The 15,792-nt window shown below is 55.6% G+C and carries 13 protein-coding genes and 1 pseudogene; 12 read left to right on the top strand and 2 right to left on the bottom strand.

The window, feature by feature from the left end; all coding sequences use genetic code 11:
- Positions 1-44: 44 nt before the first annotated feature.
- The 8 genes and pseudogenes from B0B09_RS15205 (at position 45) to B0B09_RS15170 (ending at position 8,810) form a co-directional block, all read left to right on the top strand.
- Positions 45-1,409, top strand: a complete 1,365-nt coding sequence (locus B0B09_RS15205) for a glutamine synthetase family protein (protein ID WP_076660798.1) — start codon at positions 45-47, stop codon at positions 1,407-1,409.
- A 2-nt stretch (positions 1,410-1,411) separates the two neighbouring features.
- Positions 1,412-2,779 carry an aldehyde dehydrogenase family protein gene (locus B0B09_RS15200; protein ID WP_076660797.1) on the top strand — a complete coding sequence of 456 codons (1,368 nt, stop codon included), beginning with the start codon at positions 1,412-1,414 and terminating at the stop codon, positions 2,777-2,779.
- Positions 2,780-2,782: 3 nt separating this feature from the next.
- Positions 2,783-3,928 carry an iron-containing alcohol dehydrogenase gene (locus tag B0B09_RS15195; RefSeq protein WP_076660796.1) on the top strand — a complete coding sequence of 382 codons (1,146 nt, stop codon included), beginning with the start codon at positions 2,783-2,785 and terminating at the stop codon, positions 3,926-3,928.
- Positions 3,929-4,054: 126 nt separating this feature from the next.
- Positions 4,055-5,116 carry an extracellular solute-binding protein gene (locus tag B0B09_RS15190; protein ID WP_076660795.1) on the top strand — a complete coding sequence of 354 codons (1,062 nt, stop codon included), beginning with the start codon at positions 4,055-4,057 and terminating at the stop codon, positions 5,114-5,116.
- A gap of 64 nt (positions 5,117-5,180) precedes the next feature.
- Positions 5,181-6,275 carry an ABC transporter ATP-binding protein gene (locus tag B0B09_RS15185; RefSeq protein WP_076660959.1) on the top strand — a complete coding sequence of 365 codons (1,095 nt, stop codon included), beginning with the start codon at positions 5,181-5,183 and terminating at the stop codon, positions 6,273-6,275.
- Positions 6,276-6,278: 3 nt separating this feature from the next.
- Positions 6,279-7,145 (top strand): ABC transporter permease, encoded by an 867-nt coding sequence (locus tag B0B09_RS15180; protein ID WP_076660794.1) that lies wholly within the window; start codon positions 6,279-6,281, stop codon positions 7,143-7,145.
- Positions 7,142-7,996: an ABC transporter permease gene (locus B0B09_RS15175; RefSeq protein WP_076660793.1), complete on the top strand. Its 855-nt coding sequence runs from the start codon at positions 7,142-7,144 to the stop codon at positions 7,994-7,996. Before B0B09_RS15180 ends, B0B09_RS15175 begins: the two co-directional genes overlap by 4 nt.
- Positions 7,997-8,102: 106 nt before the next feature.
- Positions 8,103-8,810, top strand: a pseudogene (locus tag B0B09_RS15170) (IS6 family transposase).
- Positions 8,811-8,951: 141 nt separating this feature from the next.
- Here B0B09_RS15170 and B0B09_RS15165 read toward each other — a convergent pair.
- A complete protein-coding gene (locus B0B09_RS15165) occupies positions 8,952-9,692 on the bottom strand; it encodes a nucleotidyltransferase family protein (protein ID WP_076660792.1) in 741 nt (246 codons plus the stop codon).
- A 10-nt stretch (positions 9,693-9,702) separates the two neighbouring features.
- On the bottom strand, positions 9,703-11,388 hold the full coding sequence (locus B0B09_RS15160; protein WP_076660791.1) for a glycosyltransferase: 1,686 nt from the start codon (positions 11,386-11,388) through the stop codon (positions 9,703-9,705).
- A 66-nt stretch (positions 11,389-11,454) separates the two neighbouring features.
- Here B0B09_RS15160 and B0B09_RS15155 point away from each other — a divergent pair, with 66 nt between their 5' ends.
- The 4 genes from B0B09_RS15155 to B0B09_RS15140 all read left to right on the top strand — a co-directional run bounded on the left by B0B09_RS15155 (position 11,455) and on the right by B0B09_RS15140 (position 15,717).
- Entirely contained in the window at positions 11,455-12,453 is a 999-nt protein-coding gene (locus B0B09_RS15155) for an NAD-dependent epimerase/dehydratase family protein (RefSeq protein ID WP_084190877.1), read from the top strand.
- A complete protein-coding gene (locus B0B09_RS15150; protein ID WP_076660789.1) occupies positions 12,450-13,643 on the top strand; it encodes a class I SAM-dependent methyltransferase in 1,194 nt (397 codons plus the stop codon). Before B0B09_RS15155 ends, B0B09_RS15150 begins: the two co-directional genes overlap by 4 nt.
- A gap of 98 nt (positions 13,644-13,741) precedes the next feature.
- Positions 13,742-14,779 (top strand): class I SAM-dependent methyltransferase, encoded by a 1,038-nt coding sequence (locus tag B0B09_RS15145; protein ID WP_165689344.1) that lies wholly within the window; start codon positions 13,742-13,744, stop codon positions 14,777-14,779.
- Positions 14,776-15,717 (top strand): glycosyltransferase family 2 protein, encoded by a 942-nt coding sequence (locus B0B09_RS15140; RefSeq protein WP_076660787.1) that lies wholly within the window; start codon positions 14,776-14,778, stop codon positions 15,715-15,717. The genes B0B09_RS15145 and B0B09_RS15140 overlap by 4 nt, the downstream gene beginning before the upstream one ends.
- Positions 15,718-15,792 lie beyond the last annotated feature (75 nt).

Below are 15,792 nucleotides of genomic sequence, written 5' to 3'. Positions count from 1 at the left end.
GCAATGTCTGCGGGATGATCCCAACGCACGTAAGGACACAACTCATGGCAGGCAATCTCACGTTTGAGGCACTCGAAGCGGCCGTCAAAGATGGCACGATCGACACCGTTCTGGTCTGCTTTCCTGATATGCAGGGCCGCTTGATGGGGAAACGCTTTCACGGCGTGAATTTTGTCGAGACCTCGTTCAAAGAAACACATTGCTGCAATTACCTGCTGGCCACCGATCTGGAGATGGCCACACCTGACGGCTATGCAGCAACTAGTTGGGAAAAGGGCTATGGCGACTACGTCATGGCGCCTGATCTGACCACAATCCGCGTCTTGCCGTGGCTTGAAGGGACAGCGATGGTCCTGTGCGACATCCTTGATCATCACACGCATGAACCGGTGCCCCACGCCCCGCGTCAGATGCTGAAAACGCAAATCACGCGACTGAAAGAACTTGGCTTTGATGCTATGATGGCCACCGAGTTAGAGTTCTTTTTGTTCGAAGGGTCCTTTGATGATATCCGCAAGAACGGCTATCGTGATTTAACCCCGATCAGCGGCTACAACGAAGACTACAACATCCTGCAAACCACCAAGGAAGAAGGCGTTATGCGCCCGATCCGCAATCATTTGTTTGCCGCTGGCCTGCCGATTGAAAATTCAAAAGGGGAGGCCGAAACTGGCCAGGAAGAGCTGAATATCCGCTATGCAGACGCCCTTGATTGTGCCGATCACCACACGATTGCGAAGAATGCGATCAAGGAAATAGCGTGGCAGCACGGCCATGCCGCGACATTCCTGCCCAAGTGGGACCACAAGAAAGTGGGCAGTTCATCCCATGTGCATCAATCGCTTTGGAAAGATGGTGCGCCTGCGTTCCATGACCCAAGTGCTGAGCTGGGCATGTCTGATCTGATGAAGCACTATATGGCCGGCTTGATCGCCTATGCGCCAGATTATACCTTCTTTTTGGCCCCGTACATCAACAGCTACAAGCGCTTTGCCAAAGGCACATTTGCCCCCACCAAAACGGTCTGGTCAGTAGACAACCGCACCGCTGGTTTCCGTTTGTGTGGTGACGGTACCAAAGGGATCCGTGCTGAATGCAGGATTGGCGGGTCTGACCTAAATCCTTATCTGGCGCAGGCTGCAATGCTGGCTGCGGGCATGAAAGGTATCGAGGACAAGATGGAACTGGCCCCACCAACCCGGGGTGATGTCTATGAAGACGCCAAAGCGCAAGACATCCCACAAACACTGCGCGCTGCAACCGAAACGTTGCGCAACTCGGCCATGCTCCGTGCGGCGATGGGCGACGATGTTATCGATCACTACACCCGTAATGCCGAATGGGAACAAGAAGAATTTGACCGCGTCGTGACCGATTGGGAAATCGTGCGTGGTTTTGAAAGGGCTTAAAAATGATTCGGTGTGTGTCCCCTATTGATGGGTCTATTTATGCAGAACGCCCCGTGCTTTCTGCCGAGGCAGCAGAGGCTGCCGTAGCGCTTGCGAATGCCGCCCAAACCGCATGGGCCGCGCGCCCTCTGCACGAGCGGATTGCGCTGGTGCAGGCAGGTGTTGCGCATATCGGTGCGATGAACGATGAAATTGTGCCTGAACTGGCGCATCAGATGGGGCGCCCTATCCGCTACGGTGGCGAATTTGGGGGCTTCAACGAGCGCGCAAGCTACATGGCCGAAATCGCGCAGGACGCTTTGGCCGATATTGTGATCGAGGATAGCGATGCTTTCCGCCGCGTGATCAAACGCGTCCCACATGGCATTGTGCTGGTCGTGGCCCCTTGGAATTACCCCTATATGACTGCAATCAACACGGTTGCACCGGCCCTGATCGCAGGCAACGCTGTAATGCTAAAACATGCCAGCCAAACACCTTTGGTGGGCGAGCGGCTGGCGCAGGCGTTTCATGCGGCGGGCGTGCCGGAAGACGTGTTCCAGAATGTGTTTCTGGACCACCAGACGACCTCTGACCTGATCGCCGCCAAGTTCTTTGGCTTTGTAAACTTCACAGGCTCTGTCGGGGGTGGTCAAGCCATTGAACGGGCCGCAGCAGGGACATTTACCGGTATCGGGCTGGAACTGGGCGGCAAAGACCCCGGCTATGTCTGCGATGATGCGGATCTGGACGCCGCCGCCGAAACGCTGATTGACGGGGCAATGTTCAACGCTGGCCAGTGTTGCTGCGGGATTGAGCGGATTTATGTCGCCGAACAGCACTTTGATGCCTTTGTCGCAAAAGCCGTGGCGATTGTCAGCGGATATAAGCTGGGTAATCCGCTCGACCCCGAAACAACGCTGGGGCCTATGGCGCACAAGCGTTTCGCCGATGAGGTGCGCGCGCAGACAGCCGAGGCGATCGCGGATGGAGCCAAAGCCCATATCCCAACCTTTGCGGAAGATGACGGTGGCGCCTACCTGACCCCGCAGATTTTGACAAATGTGACCCATGATATGCGTGTGATGCGCGAGGAAAGCTTTGGTCCGATCGTAGGCATCATGTCTGTGAAGGATGACGCAGAGGCGATCAGGCTGATGAATGACAGCGACTTTGGTTTGACGGCATCAGTCTGGACAGGGGATGCGATCCGCGCCGAGGCTATTGCCGACCAAATCGAGACTGGCACAGTTTTCATGAACCGTGCTGACTATCTTGACCCGGGCCTTTGCTGGACGGGATGTAAAAACACCGGACGGGGTGGAGGTCTGTCACTAATAGGCTATCACAATCTGACCCGCCCAAAATCATATCACCTGAAGAAAGCCTGAGTTATGTCACTGATTGCTAACTGGTCCTACCCGACCGCTATCCGTTTTGGTGCTGGCCGCATTTCCGAGATTGCAGGCGCTTGCCACTCTGCTGGCATCAAGAAGCCTTTGCTGGTCACAGATCGCGGGTTGGCGGATATGGACATTACGCACAAGACTCTGGACCTGCTGGAGGCTGCGGGCCTCGGTCGCGCGATCTTTGCCGATGTGGATCCGAACCCCAACGAAAAGAACGCGGCTGCTGGCGTTCAGGTCTATAATGATGGTGGGCACGACGGTGTTGTGGCCTTTGGCGGCGGGTCCGGTCTTGATCTGGGGAAACTGGTCGCATTTCTTGCGGGTCAGTCGCGCCCTTTGTGGGATTTTGAAGATATCGGCGATTGGTGGACACGCGCGGATGCGGATGCCATCGCCCCGATTGTCGCTGTCCCAACCACCGCTGGGACGGGGTCCGAGGTCGGGCGCGCGTCTGTGATCACCAATTCCGAGACGCAGGAAAAGAAGATCATCTTCCACCCCAAGTTTCTGCCAGCGGTCGTGATTTGCGACCCTGAACTGACGGTTGGTATGCCAAAGCACATCACAGCGGGCACCGGCCTTGATGCCTTCGCCCATTGCGTCGAGGCGTTCTGCTCGCCGCATTACCACCCGATGTCGCACGGCATTGCGCTAGAAGGCATGCGTCTGGTGAAGGACTATCTGCCGCGCGCCTATGCCGACGGGACCGATCTGGAGGCGCGGGCGCATATGATGTCGGCTGCGGCAATGGGGGCCACAGCATTTCAAAAAGGGTTGGGGGCGATCCATGCGCTTTCGCACCCGATTGGCGCGATGTATCACACGCACCACGGCACAACGAATGCGGTCTGCATGCCTGCGGTGTTGCAGTTCAACAAGCCTGCAATAAAAGACGTCATGGCACAGGCCGCCAACTATCTGGGGATCGCAGGTGGTTTTGACGGGTTTTGCGCCCATGTTGACGAAATGAACGCATCACTGGGCATCCCGAAAACGCTGACGGCATTGGGTGTCACTGACCCCGATATCGACCGCATCGTCGCGGGCGCGTTGAGCGACCCCAGCACAGGCGGAAATCCGGTTGAGATGACCAAAGAAAACACCCGTGCACTCTTATTAGCCTGCTTGTAAGGTTGTGACAGACCCCGTTCCTTATGCCGCTGATAAATATAGACACAAGGCCCGCGCTCTGACTTAATACTGTTAGAAAAAATATAGCAAAATCATAAAGTTGACTATCCAAAAGGGAGAACGTTCATGAAGCTATCAATGATTTCATCCATCGCCATTGTTGCGGCTTTGACAGCGCAAGTAGCGCAGGCGGAAACGCTGCGGCTTTTGACGTGGGGCGGTTACGCGCCACAAGAGGTGATTGACCTGTTTGAGGCCGAAACGGGGCACACTGTCGAAGTCACGACATCCAACAACGAAGAAATGATCGCAAAGCTACGTGCCACCAATGGTGGCGGCTTTGATCTGGCCCAACCAAGCCAGGACCGGATCGCCAGTGCGCAAGAAGAATTCGGGATCTATAAGCCGATCGATATGTCGCGGGTCGATGCCGATCTGTTCATCCCTTCGATGCTCTCGGCCACGGCTGACAACACCACTTACGAAGGCGATGTTTTCGGCGTGCCGCATGTTTGGGGCACCAGTGGTCTTGTTGTGAACACTGCGGTGGCGAGTAACGTCACGGATTATACGGACCTGTGCGATGCATCTGTTGCTGGTCAGGTTTCATATCGCCTGAAGCGCCCGACGCTGATCGGATTTGCTTACTCCATGGGGCTCGACCCGTTTGCAGCTTATGACGATACCGACGCCTATCAAGATATTTTGGATGAGGTCGAAGCCATGCTGACCGCATGCAAGCCGAATGTAAAAACCTACTGGGACGGTGGCGACGAGATCAAGAACCTGCTGCGTTCAGGCGAAGTTGTCGCCTCAATGGCATGGGATACTGGCGGCTGGCAGTTGAATGCCGATAACGCCGATATCACTTTTGTTGCACCCGAAGCTGGTGCCTTGGGCTGGATTGACACCTTTGTTCTACCTGCACGTGGCCGGGCCGACGATGCCGCCTATGATTGGATCAACTTCGTGATGCGGCCAGAAATTGCAGCGATGATCACCAATACAGCAGGTAACTTTACTGCAGCTGTGGATGGCGATGCAGGTGTGAACGCTGATCTTAAAGCACGCTATCAGGGCAGCTTTGATCAGGCCGCGATTGACAACATCAAATGGTATCCGCCTGTGCCTGCCGGATTGGAAGCACTGGAAGGTGCTACACTCGACCGGATCAACGCGGCAAACTAAGCCGACAAAAAGCCAACATAAAGGGCACCCTTTGGTGCCCTTTTTTACCTTGCGAGGCCCCGAATTGTCCGTTTCCCACCCTGATCTTGTCTGTAGTGATCTGACGAAAGACTTTGACGCGTTTCGCGCGGTCGATCGTGTCAGCTTTGAAGTTCCACAAGGATCATTCTTTTCCATTCTTGGCCCCTCCGGTTGTGGCAAGACGACCTTGTTGCGCATGATTGCGGGGTTCCAGTCACCCACCAGCGGGGATCTGCGGATCAAGGGCAAATCAATGATAGGCGTGCCCCCAAACAAGCGGCCCGTATCGATGGTGTTCCAGCATCTGGCTTTGTTTCCCACAATGAACATCGGTGACAACGTCGGCTTCGGATTGCGTCAGCGCGGTGTCGCCAAGTCAGAGATCAACAGGCGTGTGGAACAGGTGCTTGAACGTGTCGGACTACCCGGTGTGTCCCAACGGCGGATTGACCAGATATCGGGTGGTCAAAAGCAACGTGTCGCCATTGCACGCTGTATGGTTTTGGAGCCGGATGTCTTGTTGCTGGATGAGCCGCTGGGCGCGCTGGACCTGAAGCTGCGCGAGCACATGAAAGTTGAGCTGAAGGTGCTGCAGGCTGCTTTCAACACAACCTTTGTATACATCACCCATGACCAGTCAGAGGCCCTTGTGATGAGCGACAACATCGCTGTCATGAACAACGGCAAATTCGAGCAGATCGGCAGCCCGCACGATGTTTATCACGCGCCGGAAACGGCTTTTGTTGCCGGCTTTGTTGGTGACGCAAATAAAATCAAAGCAAAGGTTTCTGCCGTGAACGGTACTTTTCTGACCCTCATATCCGATGGTGGATCAGAGATGAAAATCGAAGCCCCTGCCAATACGCTGCGTATCGGGGACCGCGCACAAGTGTTCTTGCGGCCCGAAGCCATCGAACTTTGCACCACCCAAGATGGGGTGAACGTGTCCCAAGCAGAGGTCACATCTGTTTTGTTCAACGGCGCCAACAGCAGCATAACAGTCAAAGATGACTCAGGTGACTTGCTGAAAATTGCTTTGCCCCAAACCGGCAGTTTCGCGAATTTGCGGATTGGCGATAGCGTATTGACCCGGTGGCTCCCCCAACAGGCCCGCTGCTATCGCGCAGAGGAGACTTGAACCATGGCTTCTGACACCTCTCGCCTTGGGTTTTATCTGCTGCTTGCCCCGATCCTGCTGTGGCTCTTGGTACTGATTATCCTGCCGCATGTCGGGCTGTTCATTGTCTCAATCAGCGAAAGGGTTGGGCCACGCGAGTACGAAACCGGTTTTGACAATTATGCGGCATTTTTTAACGAGCCACTGTACTGGCGAACGTTTGCACGCACCGCGATCATGTCGATCCTTGCCACTGTCCTGACCCTGATCCTTGGGTTTCCTATTGCCTATTACATTGCAAAACTGACGCGCGGCCGCACAAAAACTACGCTTTTCCTGATGTGCATGATCCCATTCTGGGTGTCCGAGTTGGTGCGCACTTTCGGCTGGATGATCCTGTTGCGCGAAACCGGTGTAATTTCCAACGCCTTGCAATATCTGGGTTTGGTCGATGGGCCGGTCGAGATGTTGTATAACGATGCGGCGATCATGGTGGGGTTGGTCTATACCTCTATTCTGTTCATGGTCGTGCCTTTGGTAACAACGTTGGACAGTCTCGATGATAGCCTGATCGAAGCTGGCCATGATCTGGGGGGGACCAGTACGTCAATCATGCGTGAAATCGTGATCCCCCATGCCATGCCCGGTATCGTATCAGGGTGCATCGTGGTCTTTATGCTGTCACTGGGCAACTATCTGACGCCGATCCTATTGGGCGGGAAAGACAGCTTGTGGTTTACAGGCATGATCTACACACAATTCATCACGCGCTTTAACTGGGAATTGGGGTCGGCATTCGGGTTTTTGCTGCTGTTGCTATCGTCTCTTGTCGTTTTTGCGGGCCTGAAACTGTCGCGCCAGTCGCTGACTGAAACGATGGGACGCACATGATACCCACTGTTCCACAGCCCGCCTTTGCCAAGTGGTGTTATCGCGCCTATGTCACGGTCTTTTTTGTCTATCTCGCCCTGCCGCTGACGGTTGTTTGTGTGTTTGCATTTAACAACAGTGTCTTCCCGTCAATGCCGTGGAAAGGCTTTACGCTGGCATGGTTCTTTGGGACCGAAGCGCCGTTTATTGGCGTGTTTCATGAACGTGCGATTATACGCTCAATTGGGACATCCGCCTTTGTTGCGATGTGGGTATCCGGCCTGGCCGTGGCCGTCGGGACGTGCAACGCGTTTCTGTTTGTCCGGCATGATTTCCGCGGCAAAGCGCTGCTCTACATGTTGATGCTTCTGCCATTGATCATTCCGGGCGTGATCCTCGGCATCTCAATTCTGGTATTTTCCAGCTCGCTTGCCAATGCACTGGAAGACGCCACAGGGCTGTGGTTTGACGGACTGCGCCCCGGTCTGATCCTTGTCATCCTTGGCCAGTTTTCGTTTATCACGACCTTTGCGTCACTGGTGATCTCGGCGCGTCTGCAAAAATTTGACCCAAGCCTCGAAGAGGCGGCATTGAACCTTGGAGCAACCAAATGGGGTGCAATCCGGCAAATTACGCTGCCATTCTTGCTGCCAGCCATCGTTGCCTCGGCCGTTGTATCGATCCTAATGAGCTTTGAGAACTTTAATACGACGCTCATGCTTGTTGGGTCTGACTCCCCGCTCACCATCACGATGTTTGACAAGCTTAAACAAGGATCGACGCCCGTACTGAACGCAGTGTCATTGCTGTTGATCATGATATCTGCGGCACTTGGAATGATGTCGCTGCTTTTCCAAACCAAGAGGCGATAGCGGGGTACTGCCAGATCAGATCCTGTTAGAGGCGGGTAGCGCGCGCCCGCCGGCACTGTCAGACAAAATTCGCTTTAGGCGGGCAGGCCCCCCCTAGCTTCTTTGGATGACAAAACGCTCTCCATTTCGCTACTTTAAAACGTCACCTGAAATCATCCGCCTGGCCGTGATGCTCTACGTTCGATTTCCGCTTTCGCTGCGGAATGTCGAAGATCTCCTTCAGGAGCGTGGTATCGAAATCAATCACGAATCGGTGCGGTTTTGGTGGAACAGATTTGGTCCGATATTCGCGTCTGAGATCCGCAGGAATCGGATCAGCCGGTTGCGATCCCATTCAAACTGGCGGTGGCACCTAGACGAGGTTTTCGTGAAAATCAACGGCGAGACGCATTACCTATGGCGCGCGGTGGATCATGATGGAGAAGTGCTGGAAAGCTATGTGACGAAGCGCCAAGATCGCAAAGCAGCGTTGAAATTCATCAGAAATTCCATGTAGCGCTATGGCCAACCGCAGACTATTGTGACCGATAGACTGCGGTCCTATGGTGCTGCGATAAAGGTCATTGGCAATGCCATTCGGCAGGAAGCAGGCCGTTGGCTAAACAACAGGGCAGAGAATTCTCATCTCCCGTTACGACGACGAGAACGGGCCATGCTCCGTTTCAGGCAGATGCGATGTCTGCAGAAATTCGCATCCGTCCATTCTTCCGTCCACAACCATTTCAGCCAAGAACGCCACCTTTCCTCAAGCGAAAATTTCAAACTCAACCGTCGCGCCGCACTCTCTGAGTGGCGTCAGCTTTGTTCCGCATAAGGTCACGCAAACTGCGGCAAACGGAGACTGGTTCGAATTGGTCTGATACCACCGCCACTTACTCCACTTTCATTGTTCGGTAGAAGTTTACGGCAAACTGAGACTGGTTAGATTTGGGCTGACAGCACCCAGCTGTCCTCCTCAGACAATCGATGGATCTGTTCTGTTCAAGAAGGCCCCGTAAGGACTGTCTTCCACCTGCCGTAACTCCTTTGCAGTGTTGACGGATGCCCACCATCCTGTGTGACGCTGCGCGACGACCGTTTCCTGCGCAACCAGTCGCCTCATCACGTCACGCTCAAGACTATCGCTATCAGCACGGATCGAGGCCAAAAGACGCGCGTCGGCTGAAAAAAATCCCCCGTTTATCCAGCGATCCAATGCAACTGGCTTCTCATTAAAGGCGGTAACCGTATCACCTGTCAAAGCGAGTTCACCCCATGGCTGGAGCGGGTTGACCGCAAGCATAGACATTGTCGCCGCGTGCCGTGCTCTGTGTGTCCGCAATGCGGCTAGATCAAAATCTGTGAACACGTCCGTGTAGCTGACAAGCGCACCATCGCCGAATTCATCTTCAGTGACGTGAGCAAGCCTGCCCCCGGTCCCAGCTTCATCGCCGGAATAGCGCAGCGTGAACGGTATGTCGGAGGTCTCATCGGTGGAAAAGCGTCCGATATCACGCGTCATATTCAGTGCATCACGCATGCGCGTATGGTTGGCACCCGTCAGGACAATAATGCGCTCACATCCTGCGCGGACGAGCGATGCCGCGACATGCAGCAACATCGGCCGCCCAGCCAGCAATACGACAGGTTTTGGCAAAGCACCCGACCCACCGAACCGTTCGCTTTTGCCCCCAGCCAAGATGACTCCGGTTTGCATACTCAATCCTTTACACCGAAATATTGCGCCCCCAACGTGCGAGCATTCGACCCGTCTTTCTGAACCGTTCGTACAGTTTTGGACGCTCCTTCAAGGGCAAGTAGCTGTAAATCAGCATATAGGCCAGCAACGTGAGCTGCGCCCCGAGATTCCCAGTCTTGAATTCCTGATCCTGCACGAACAAGCGTCGCACGTGCCGCAGGTAAAAGACCCGCTTCCAAAACGTTGGTTCCTGTCTTTCAATGTGGCCTAGATAAGAATCGTCGGAAGTTCGGTCCCGATACATGGCGGTACTGTCGATCGTGATGATGTCACCACGTAATGCAAGTTTTGCTGTCACGTAGTGATCCCACCCTTCCGGCGCGGTAGCCGGGATCAAATCGGGCAGCGCGGACACTCGCAACAAACCGTAAATCCGCGACGCGTCAAAGGTGTTGACCAAAGCGTCGCGCCAGCGCCGCCCTGCAGGGCCTATAATGTCGTGCACCCCTTCGCTTCGGCCAATGCGATGGCCATTCTCCAGCATCTCTATCCGGCCACAGCAGACCGACGCGTGACGGTTCACTTGCATTTGTTGGACGGCGCGCGCGATAAACTCGGGTGCCCAGCGATCGTCGCAGGGCGCAAACATGAAATAGTCGCCGGCGGCCGTCGCAAAGGCGCGTTCATAGCTGGTGCGAATATCGCTTCGTTCTGAAAACGACCTTAGCTCTATGCGCGGGTCCTGAACGGCTAGGTCCCTGACGATGCGTGCTGTGTCATCGGTACTGGCGTTGTCACACACCACAATCCGAAGGTTCGTGTATGTCTGTGAAAGCAGGCTTTCAAGCGATTCACGGATGGATTCGGCCCCATTCAGAACCGGCATGCCAATGGTCACCAGCGGTTGCGCAAAGCGCGGGTCATGAGCCGCAGCAACGATTGCCTCTTCCTGTTCCAGATCGAGCCGGCCTGTCAATTTCACAGACTGGCGCGCTGCCTGCAAAGACCCCTGATCGGCTGCAGGCGCTGCGTTGAAGTTGGCAGCGCCGAGGTCGTCGGATGGCGTCAGACCCAACCAGCGATGCAGGTCCTGAACAACAGCTTGCGGCTGCCATGTCATATCTTCGAAGGACACGACGCGCAGGCGGTCGTTGAACACAGTCCGCCATTCGGCGAGCGGCTTTGCATAAGCGGAGTATTTGAGATAGTCCCATGTCGGTGCCCAGCCTGCTGCAAGCCTTTCTTCGGTCGCAGCAAGCGCGTCTGCAAATGCGCGCGTTTCCCACCCGAGTTTCACAAAATGATTGTAGTGCGAGACGGTCCGCGCAATGGGGTCGCGCAAGACAACAATCACACGCGCATCGGGCTCAAGATGCTCATTCAAACGCTGCGCCATCCAAGCGCCTTCGGCAAAGTAGTTCGGTGTCGCCTCTAAACGCCATCGGGTGTTTCCAGCGTCCGCATAAAGCGCTGCGTAGTCTGTAGCATCGGTCATCAAGCCACCCCAAACCTCCGACCGCTGACCAGCGAGATACTCCGAGAGCGGAGTCGTGAAGGCCTCATGTTCAGGGCCACCCAATGGCCATCTGTGCGCCAAATGATAGTGCGGCTCTTTGACATTTGGTGCAAAAATGTCGGGGTGCATGGCAAGGGCGGAGAACAGAAATGTCGTCCCTGATCTGGGCGCCCCTATCAAGAGGACATTGGGCGACATAGTTGCTCCATAGACTTGCCTCATTTATTGGTTACTTCCTCGTTATCATGTAGGTGGAGTTGTGTCATGAGGGTGTTGGTTACGGGTGCGAGGGGTTATGTCGGCTCCAAGGTGGTTGCGCAACTGCAGGGTGCTGGTGCAGCGGTCGCCGAGGTTGACTCGGAATGGTTTGCCCATGCCCGCGTGACGGGAAACTGGTCCCAAAATCTGTACGGCACAGATTTCCGGATGCTTACGGTCGACGATTTGTCCGGTTTCGACACGATCATTCATCTGGCTGGATACTCGAACGACCCGATGGGCTGGTTAAGCCCGCAGGAAACCTACGCGTTGAACGAAACGGAAGCTGCAGCTCTGGCGCTCCACGCGAAGAAGGCTGGCGTGAAGAGGTTCGTCTTAAGCTCAACTTGTTCGGTTTATGGCGAAGCTGACGATAGCGAAAAGAACGAAATGGATGATGCGGCGCCGATCACGCCATACGGAGCAGCCAAACTTGGCGCAGAACGCGCGCTCTTGGCCTTGCACGATGACAGTTTCAATGTCGCGATCCTGCGCGGGGCAACGGCTTTCGGCCCGTCGCCCGTGCCCCGGACCGATCTGCTTTTGAATGAGCTTTGCGCCGAAGCGGCGCTAGGGCGCCCATTGCAGCTTCAAAGTGATGGCCAAAGTTGGCGGCCTTTTATGCCAGTTGACGATTTCGCCCGCGCTCTTGTCGCGGCGGCGGTGCAGACACCGCAAACGGACGACCTACCGATCTGGAACATCGCCCCACCCGATATGCAAATGACCGTGAGAGAAGCCGCAACACGCGCGGCACGGGTTGCGAAAGTGCCGTCACCATTATTTCCATCACAGAGCGCTGCAGACCGGCGCAGTTACCGGGTGTCCGGGACCAAGTTTCTCAATGCCTTCCCAAATTTTGCATACAGTACGGATTTTGATGCTGCTATCGCAGCGACTATTCAATCATATGCGGCTATCGCAACCTTACAGAATGACCTGAGCAACGATCGCTTCGTCAGACTGGCCTCTTTCAAGCGCGCGCAAATGGCCAAAACGGCATGACCGGGGTCGTCCCCATTCGAACGACGTGCCGAGTTTGCGGCAGCAAGACCGAGCCAATCCTCGACCTTGGTGAAAGCCCTCTTGCGAATGCGCTTTTGCATACGCCGGATGTCGAAGTTCCATATTACCCGCTCGGACTGTGCGCCTGTACGTCTTGCAACCTCGTTCAGCAGCGCGCAAGCCTGCCCACAGACCTTCTGTTTGACGACGCATACCCCTACTTTTCGGGCGTTTCGACGACCATCCGTGCGCATGCAAAGAACCTCGCAAGAGCCCTGCGCACCTATCTGCCAACGGGCAGCCGTGTGCTTGAGGTCGGCTCCAACGACGGAACGACGCAGCGCGCGCTGACTGCCGAAGGGCTGGTTTCGGTAGGTGTTGACCCCGCCGCCGGCCCTGTCGCTGCGGCAAAGCATGCAGGCTGCACCGCTTATTGCGGTGCGATGGACGCGGAAATGGCCGAAATGCTGGGGAACCGGCATGGTAGTTTCGATGCAGTGACCATGTCGAACGTGTTTGCGCATGTGCCTGACCCCTGCGCGCTCTTGTCTGCCGTATGCAAGCTGATGAAAGACGATGGGCTTCTGGTGATTGAAGTTCAGTCTTGGCTTGATCTGGTCGATGGCGGTTCATGGGACATGGTGTATCATGAACATCACTGTCACTTTTCACTGTCGTCGCTGGCAACAACACTGAAGCGGGCAAATCTCGGGATCGTAAAGGTTCAGCATATTGATGCGCAAAGCGGCAGTCTGCGCGCCTTTTGCAGACTTGGACGCCCGCATGCCGAACACATTGACGCGCTGATCGCGAGCGAGGCGCAGGCCGTGGCCACCGCGCCTGCCAGACTGTCCGCGCAACTGTCGGCATTCCGGCATTCGCTCGCGACTTTTGCCGATATGCATACAGGCCAGCAAGTGGTCGGCTACGGTGCAGCGGCCAAGACTGTCACGCTACTTGCGGCAGCAGGAGGCCGTCTTGAGCTTGATTGTGTCGCCGACGCTGCCCCGTCAAAGATCGGGAAGTACCTGCCAATCGGCGGAGTACCGATCATCGCACCTGACGAACTTAGAAAACGCGGCGCAAAAACGGTTGTACTGTTTGCCCGCAACCTCAGGGACGAGATTATCCCAACACTCGCAGCGAATGCCGTTTGGTCGCCATTGCCCTCGTTTACGAGGATCGCATGACGTCCGTCTGCGCATGCTGTGGGTCGCGCGACATCGTCGCTGTCGCGAGCACACCGCCACTCCCGGTGAATGCGTGTCGCTTGACACACTCAGCAGAGGTGTCAGCGGCCACTTCGCGCCGTCCCATTGAACTGCTGGGATGCAATGACTGTCGCTTTCTGTGGAATCGCAGTTTTGATCCGACATTGCTGCAATACGACATCAGCTATGAAGGCACACAAATCCACTCACCCCACTTCCGTGCCTATTTGCTGGAAACGGCGCAGCAGTGGCTGCACTGTGTTGGTCCGGACATCGGCACGGTGTTCGAAGTCGGCTGTGGCCAGGGTGAATTTATCGACATTCTTGGCACTCTCACACATGCGACATTGGTAGGCTGTGACCCGGCATTTCGCGGTGCGCCAAATGGCAACATAACGATTTATCCAAGGGTGCTCTCATCTTTAGACAAAAGAAATTATGACGTTGTCATCAACCGCATGACGCTTGAACATGTCGCTGATCCCGCAGCATTTATATGCGAGATGGCGGATTGCCTGGCTCCGGACGGATGTCTGATCACCCAGATACCGAACGCCGGCAGAATGATCGACCACGCGCTTTTCTGCGATCTCATCTACGAGCATGTTAACTATTTCAACGCCTATGCCATGACGCGTCTGATGCGGCGGCTCGGCTTTGAGAGCAACCGATGCGAACTGAGCTACGACGGGCAGCATTTGACTGTGTTCTCGTACAGAGCCGCAGACCGGTTTGAGGACAGCGGGGCGGTGCACAAGCCAGACCTGAGGACATTTCGGGCCAATGCAGCTGATTTTGCGGGCATTTGGCATAAGCGGTTGACGGATTTTGTTCAGGATGGCTATCCCGTATTTGTGTGGGGCGCTGGTTCACGTGCAACGACATTTTTGAATGCCTTGCCCGACCCGGACCTGATCAAAGGCGTTATTGATATCAACCCGCGCCGTCATGGGACTTTCGTACAAGGCACAAGCTGCCTGACAGAAGCACCCGAACGGCTTTGCGGAGTTGGTGCAGCAAAGGTAGTCATCATGAATCCGATCTATCGCGATGAGATCCAAGCCATGATGGCCACACTGGCCGTCGACGCAGAATTGGTAGCAGGGCCGCTATGACGCATTTCAGCCAAGACAGCTTTGCCCGGAAGACCATACCACCGGCTGCTTCGAAGACGCGCTGCAGTCATACAATCGTTATTCCGACAAAGGATCGACCCCGGCTGCTGGCGCGTGCGCTTGCTTCAGCACAACAAGAGCGCGGCCAGACTGGTGAAATAGTTGTGATCGACGATCATAGCGCTGACCCCGTTACCTGCGCCGGCGAGGGCATGCGCGTTATCAGACTCACAGACGGACAGTCAGGCGTCGCCGCCGCACGCAATGCAGGGATAAATGCCGCGCGCGGATGCGTGATCTTCTTTCTCGACGATGATGACTGGTTCGTGCCGGGCTATTGCGAACGGGTCCTGTCAGGAGCGGCGCAAAGCCACGACTATGGTTTTTCCAGCTATCTAGAAGTGCGTGGCGGGCACCCTGAAAGGGCCGGCAAGGTTCGCTTCGCTGAGGGTCCGATCCCGCGTCGCGCACCCTTGCGAAAGCAACTATGCGGTTTCGGTATGGGCTTTTGGATCAGGCGGTCTGTCGCTGACGAGATCGGTCCCGTCGACCACGATCTGACAATCAATGAGGACACTGATTTCGTCTGTAGGCTCATTCTTGCAAACAAATCCGCTTGGTACAGCGCCACCCCTGGCGTCACGATCTTACGCGATGAAAGCGCGCGCGCCGATCTTGGCCACCTTACCAGCAGGACATCGTCACAAGAACGCGCCCGCTGTATGCGCCTCCTTTGCGAACGCTACCCAAACCTTTTGCCTCATCTCGGCAAAAGCTATCTGCGCCATTGCGTCAAGGCTGGTCGCAAGCAAGACGCCATGAGCTTTTTGGGTGGGATCAAGGATTTCCGGCTGCGACTGAATCTCACGATTTTCACCTGCATGAAGCTCGTGGCGCGATGTTTCAGAGTGCAGCAACCAGCGCCACGGGCGCGATAGACTCGGTGCCTCGCAGGAGCTATCAAGCTCTCAGATACGTGGCGACCTAGCGAAAACATCAAAAAGCAGACGAAC

It is taken from the genome of Yoonia rosea (assembly GCF_900156505.1).
Taxonomy (GTDB): domain Bacteria; phylum Pseudomonadota; class Alphaproteobacteria; order Rhodobacterales; family Rhodobacteraceae; genus Yoonia; species Yoonia rosea.
Note: the sequence above shows the minus strand (reverse complement) of the source record. Positions and strands in the feature narration are given on the sequence as shown.

Coding starts and splice junctions, on each gene's coding strand:
- B0B09_RS15205 (WP_076660798.1), top strand. CDS start 45: ATGGCAGGCAATCTCACGTTTGAGGCACTCGAAGCGGCCGTCAAAGAT.
- B0B09_RS15200 (WP_076660797.1), top strand. CDS start 1,412: ATGATTCGGTGTGTGTCCCCTATTGATGGGTCTATTTATGCAGAACGC.
- B0B09_RS15195 (WP_076660796.1), top strand. CDS start 2,783: ATGTCACTGATTGCTAACTGGTCCTACCCGACCGCTATCCGTTTTGGT.
- B0B09_RS15190 (WP_076660795.1), top strand. CDS start 4,055: ATGAAGCTATCAATGATTTCATCCATCGCCATTGTTGCGGCTTTGACA.
- B0B09_RS15180 (WP_076660794.1), top strand. CDS start 6,279: ATGGCTTCTGACACCTCTCGCCTTGGGTTTTATCTGCTGCTTGCCCCG.
- B0B09_RS15175 (WP_076660793.1), top strand. CDS start 7,142: ATGATACCCACTGTTCCACAGCCCGCCTTTGCCAAGTGGTGTTATCGC.
- B0B09_RS15165 (WP_076660792.1), bottom strand. CDS start 9,692: ATGCAAACCGGAGTCATCTTGGCTGGGGGCAAAAGCGAACGGTTCGGT.
- B0B09_RS15160 (WP_076660791.1), bottom strand. CDS start 11,388: ATGTCGCCCAATGTCCTCTTGATAGGGGCGCCCAGATCAGGGACGACA.
- B0B09_RS15155 (WP_084190877.1), top strand. CDS start 11,455: ATGAGGGTGTTGGTTACGGGTGCGAGGGGTTATGTCGGCTCCAAGGTG.
- B0B09_RS15150 (WP_076660789.1), top strand. CDS start 12,450: ATGACCGGGGTCGTCCCCATTCGAACGACGTGCCGAGTTTGCGGCAGC.
- B0B09_RS15140 (WP_076660787.1), top strand. CDS start 14,776: ATGACGCATTTCAGCCAAGACAGCTTTGCCCGGAAGACCATACCACCG.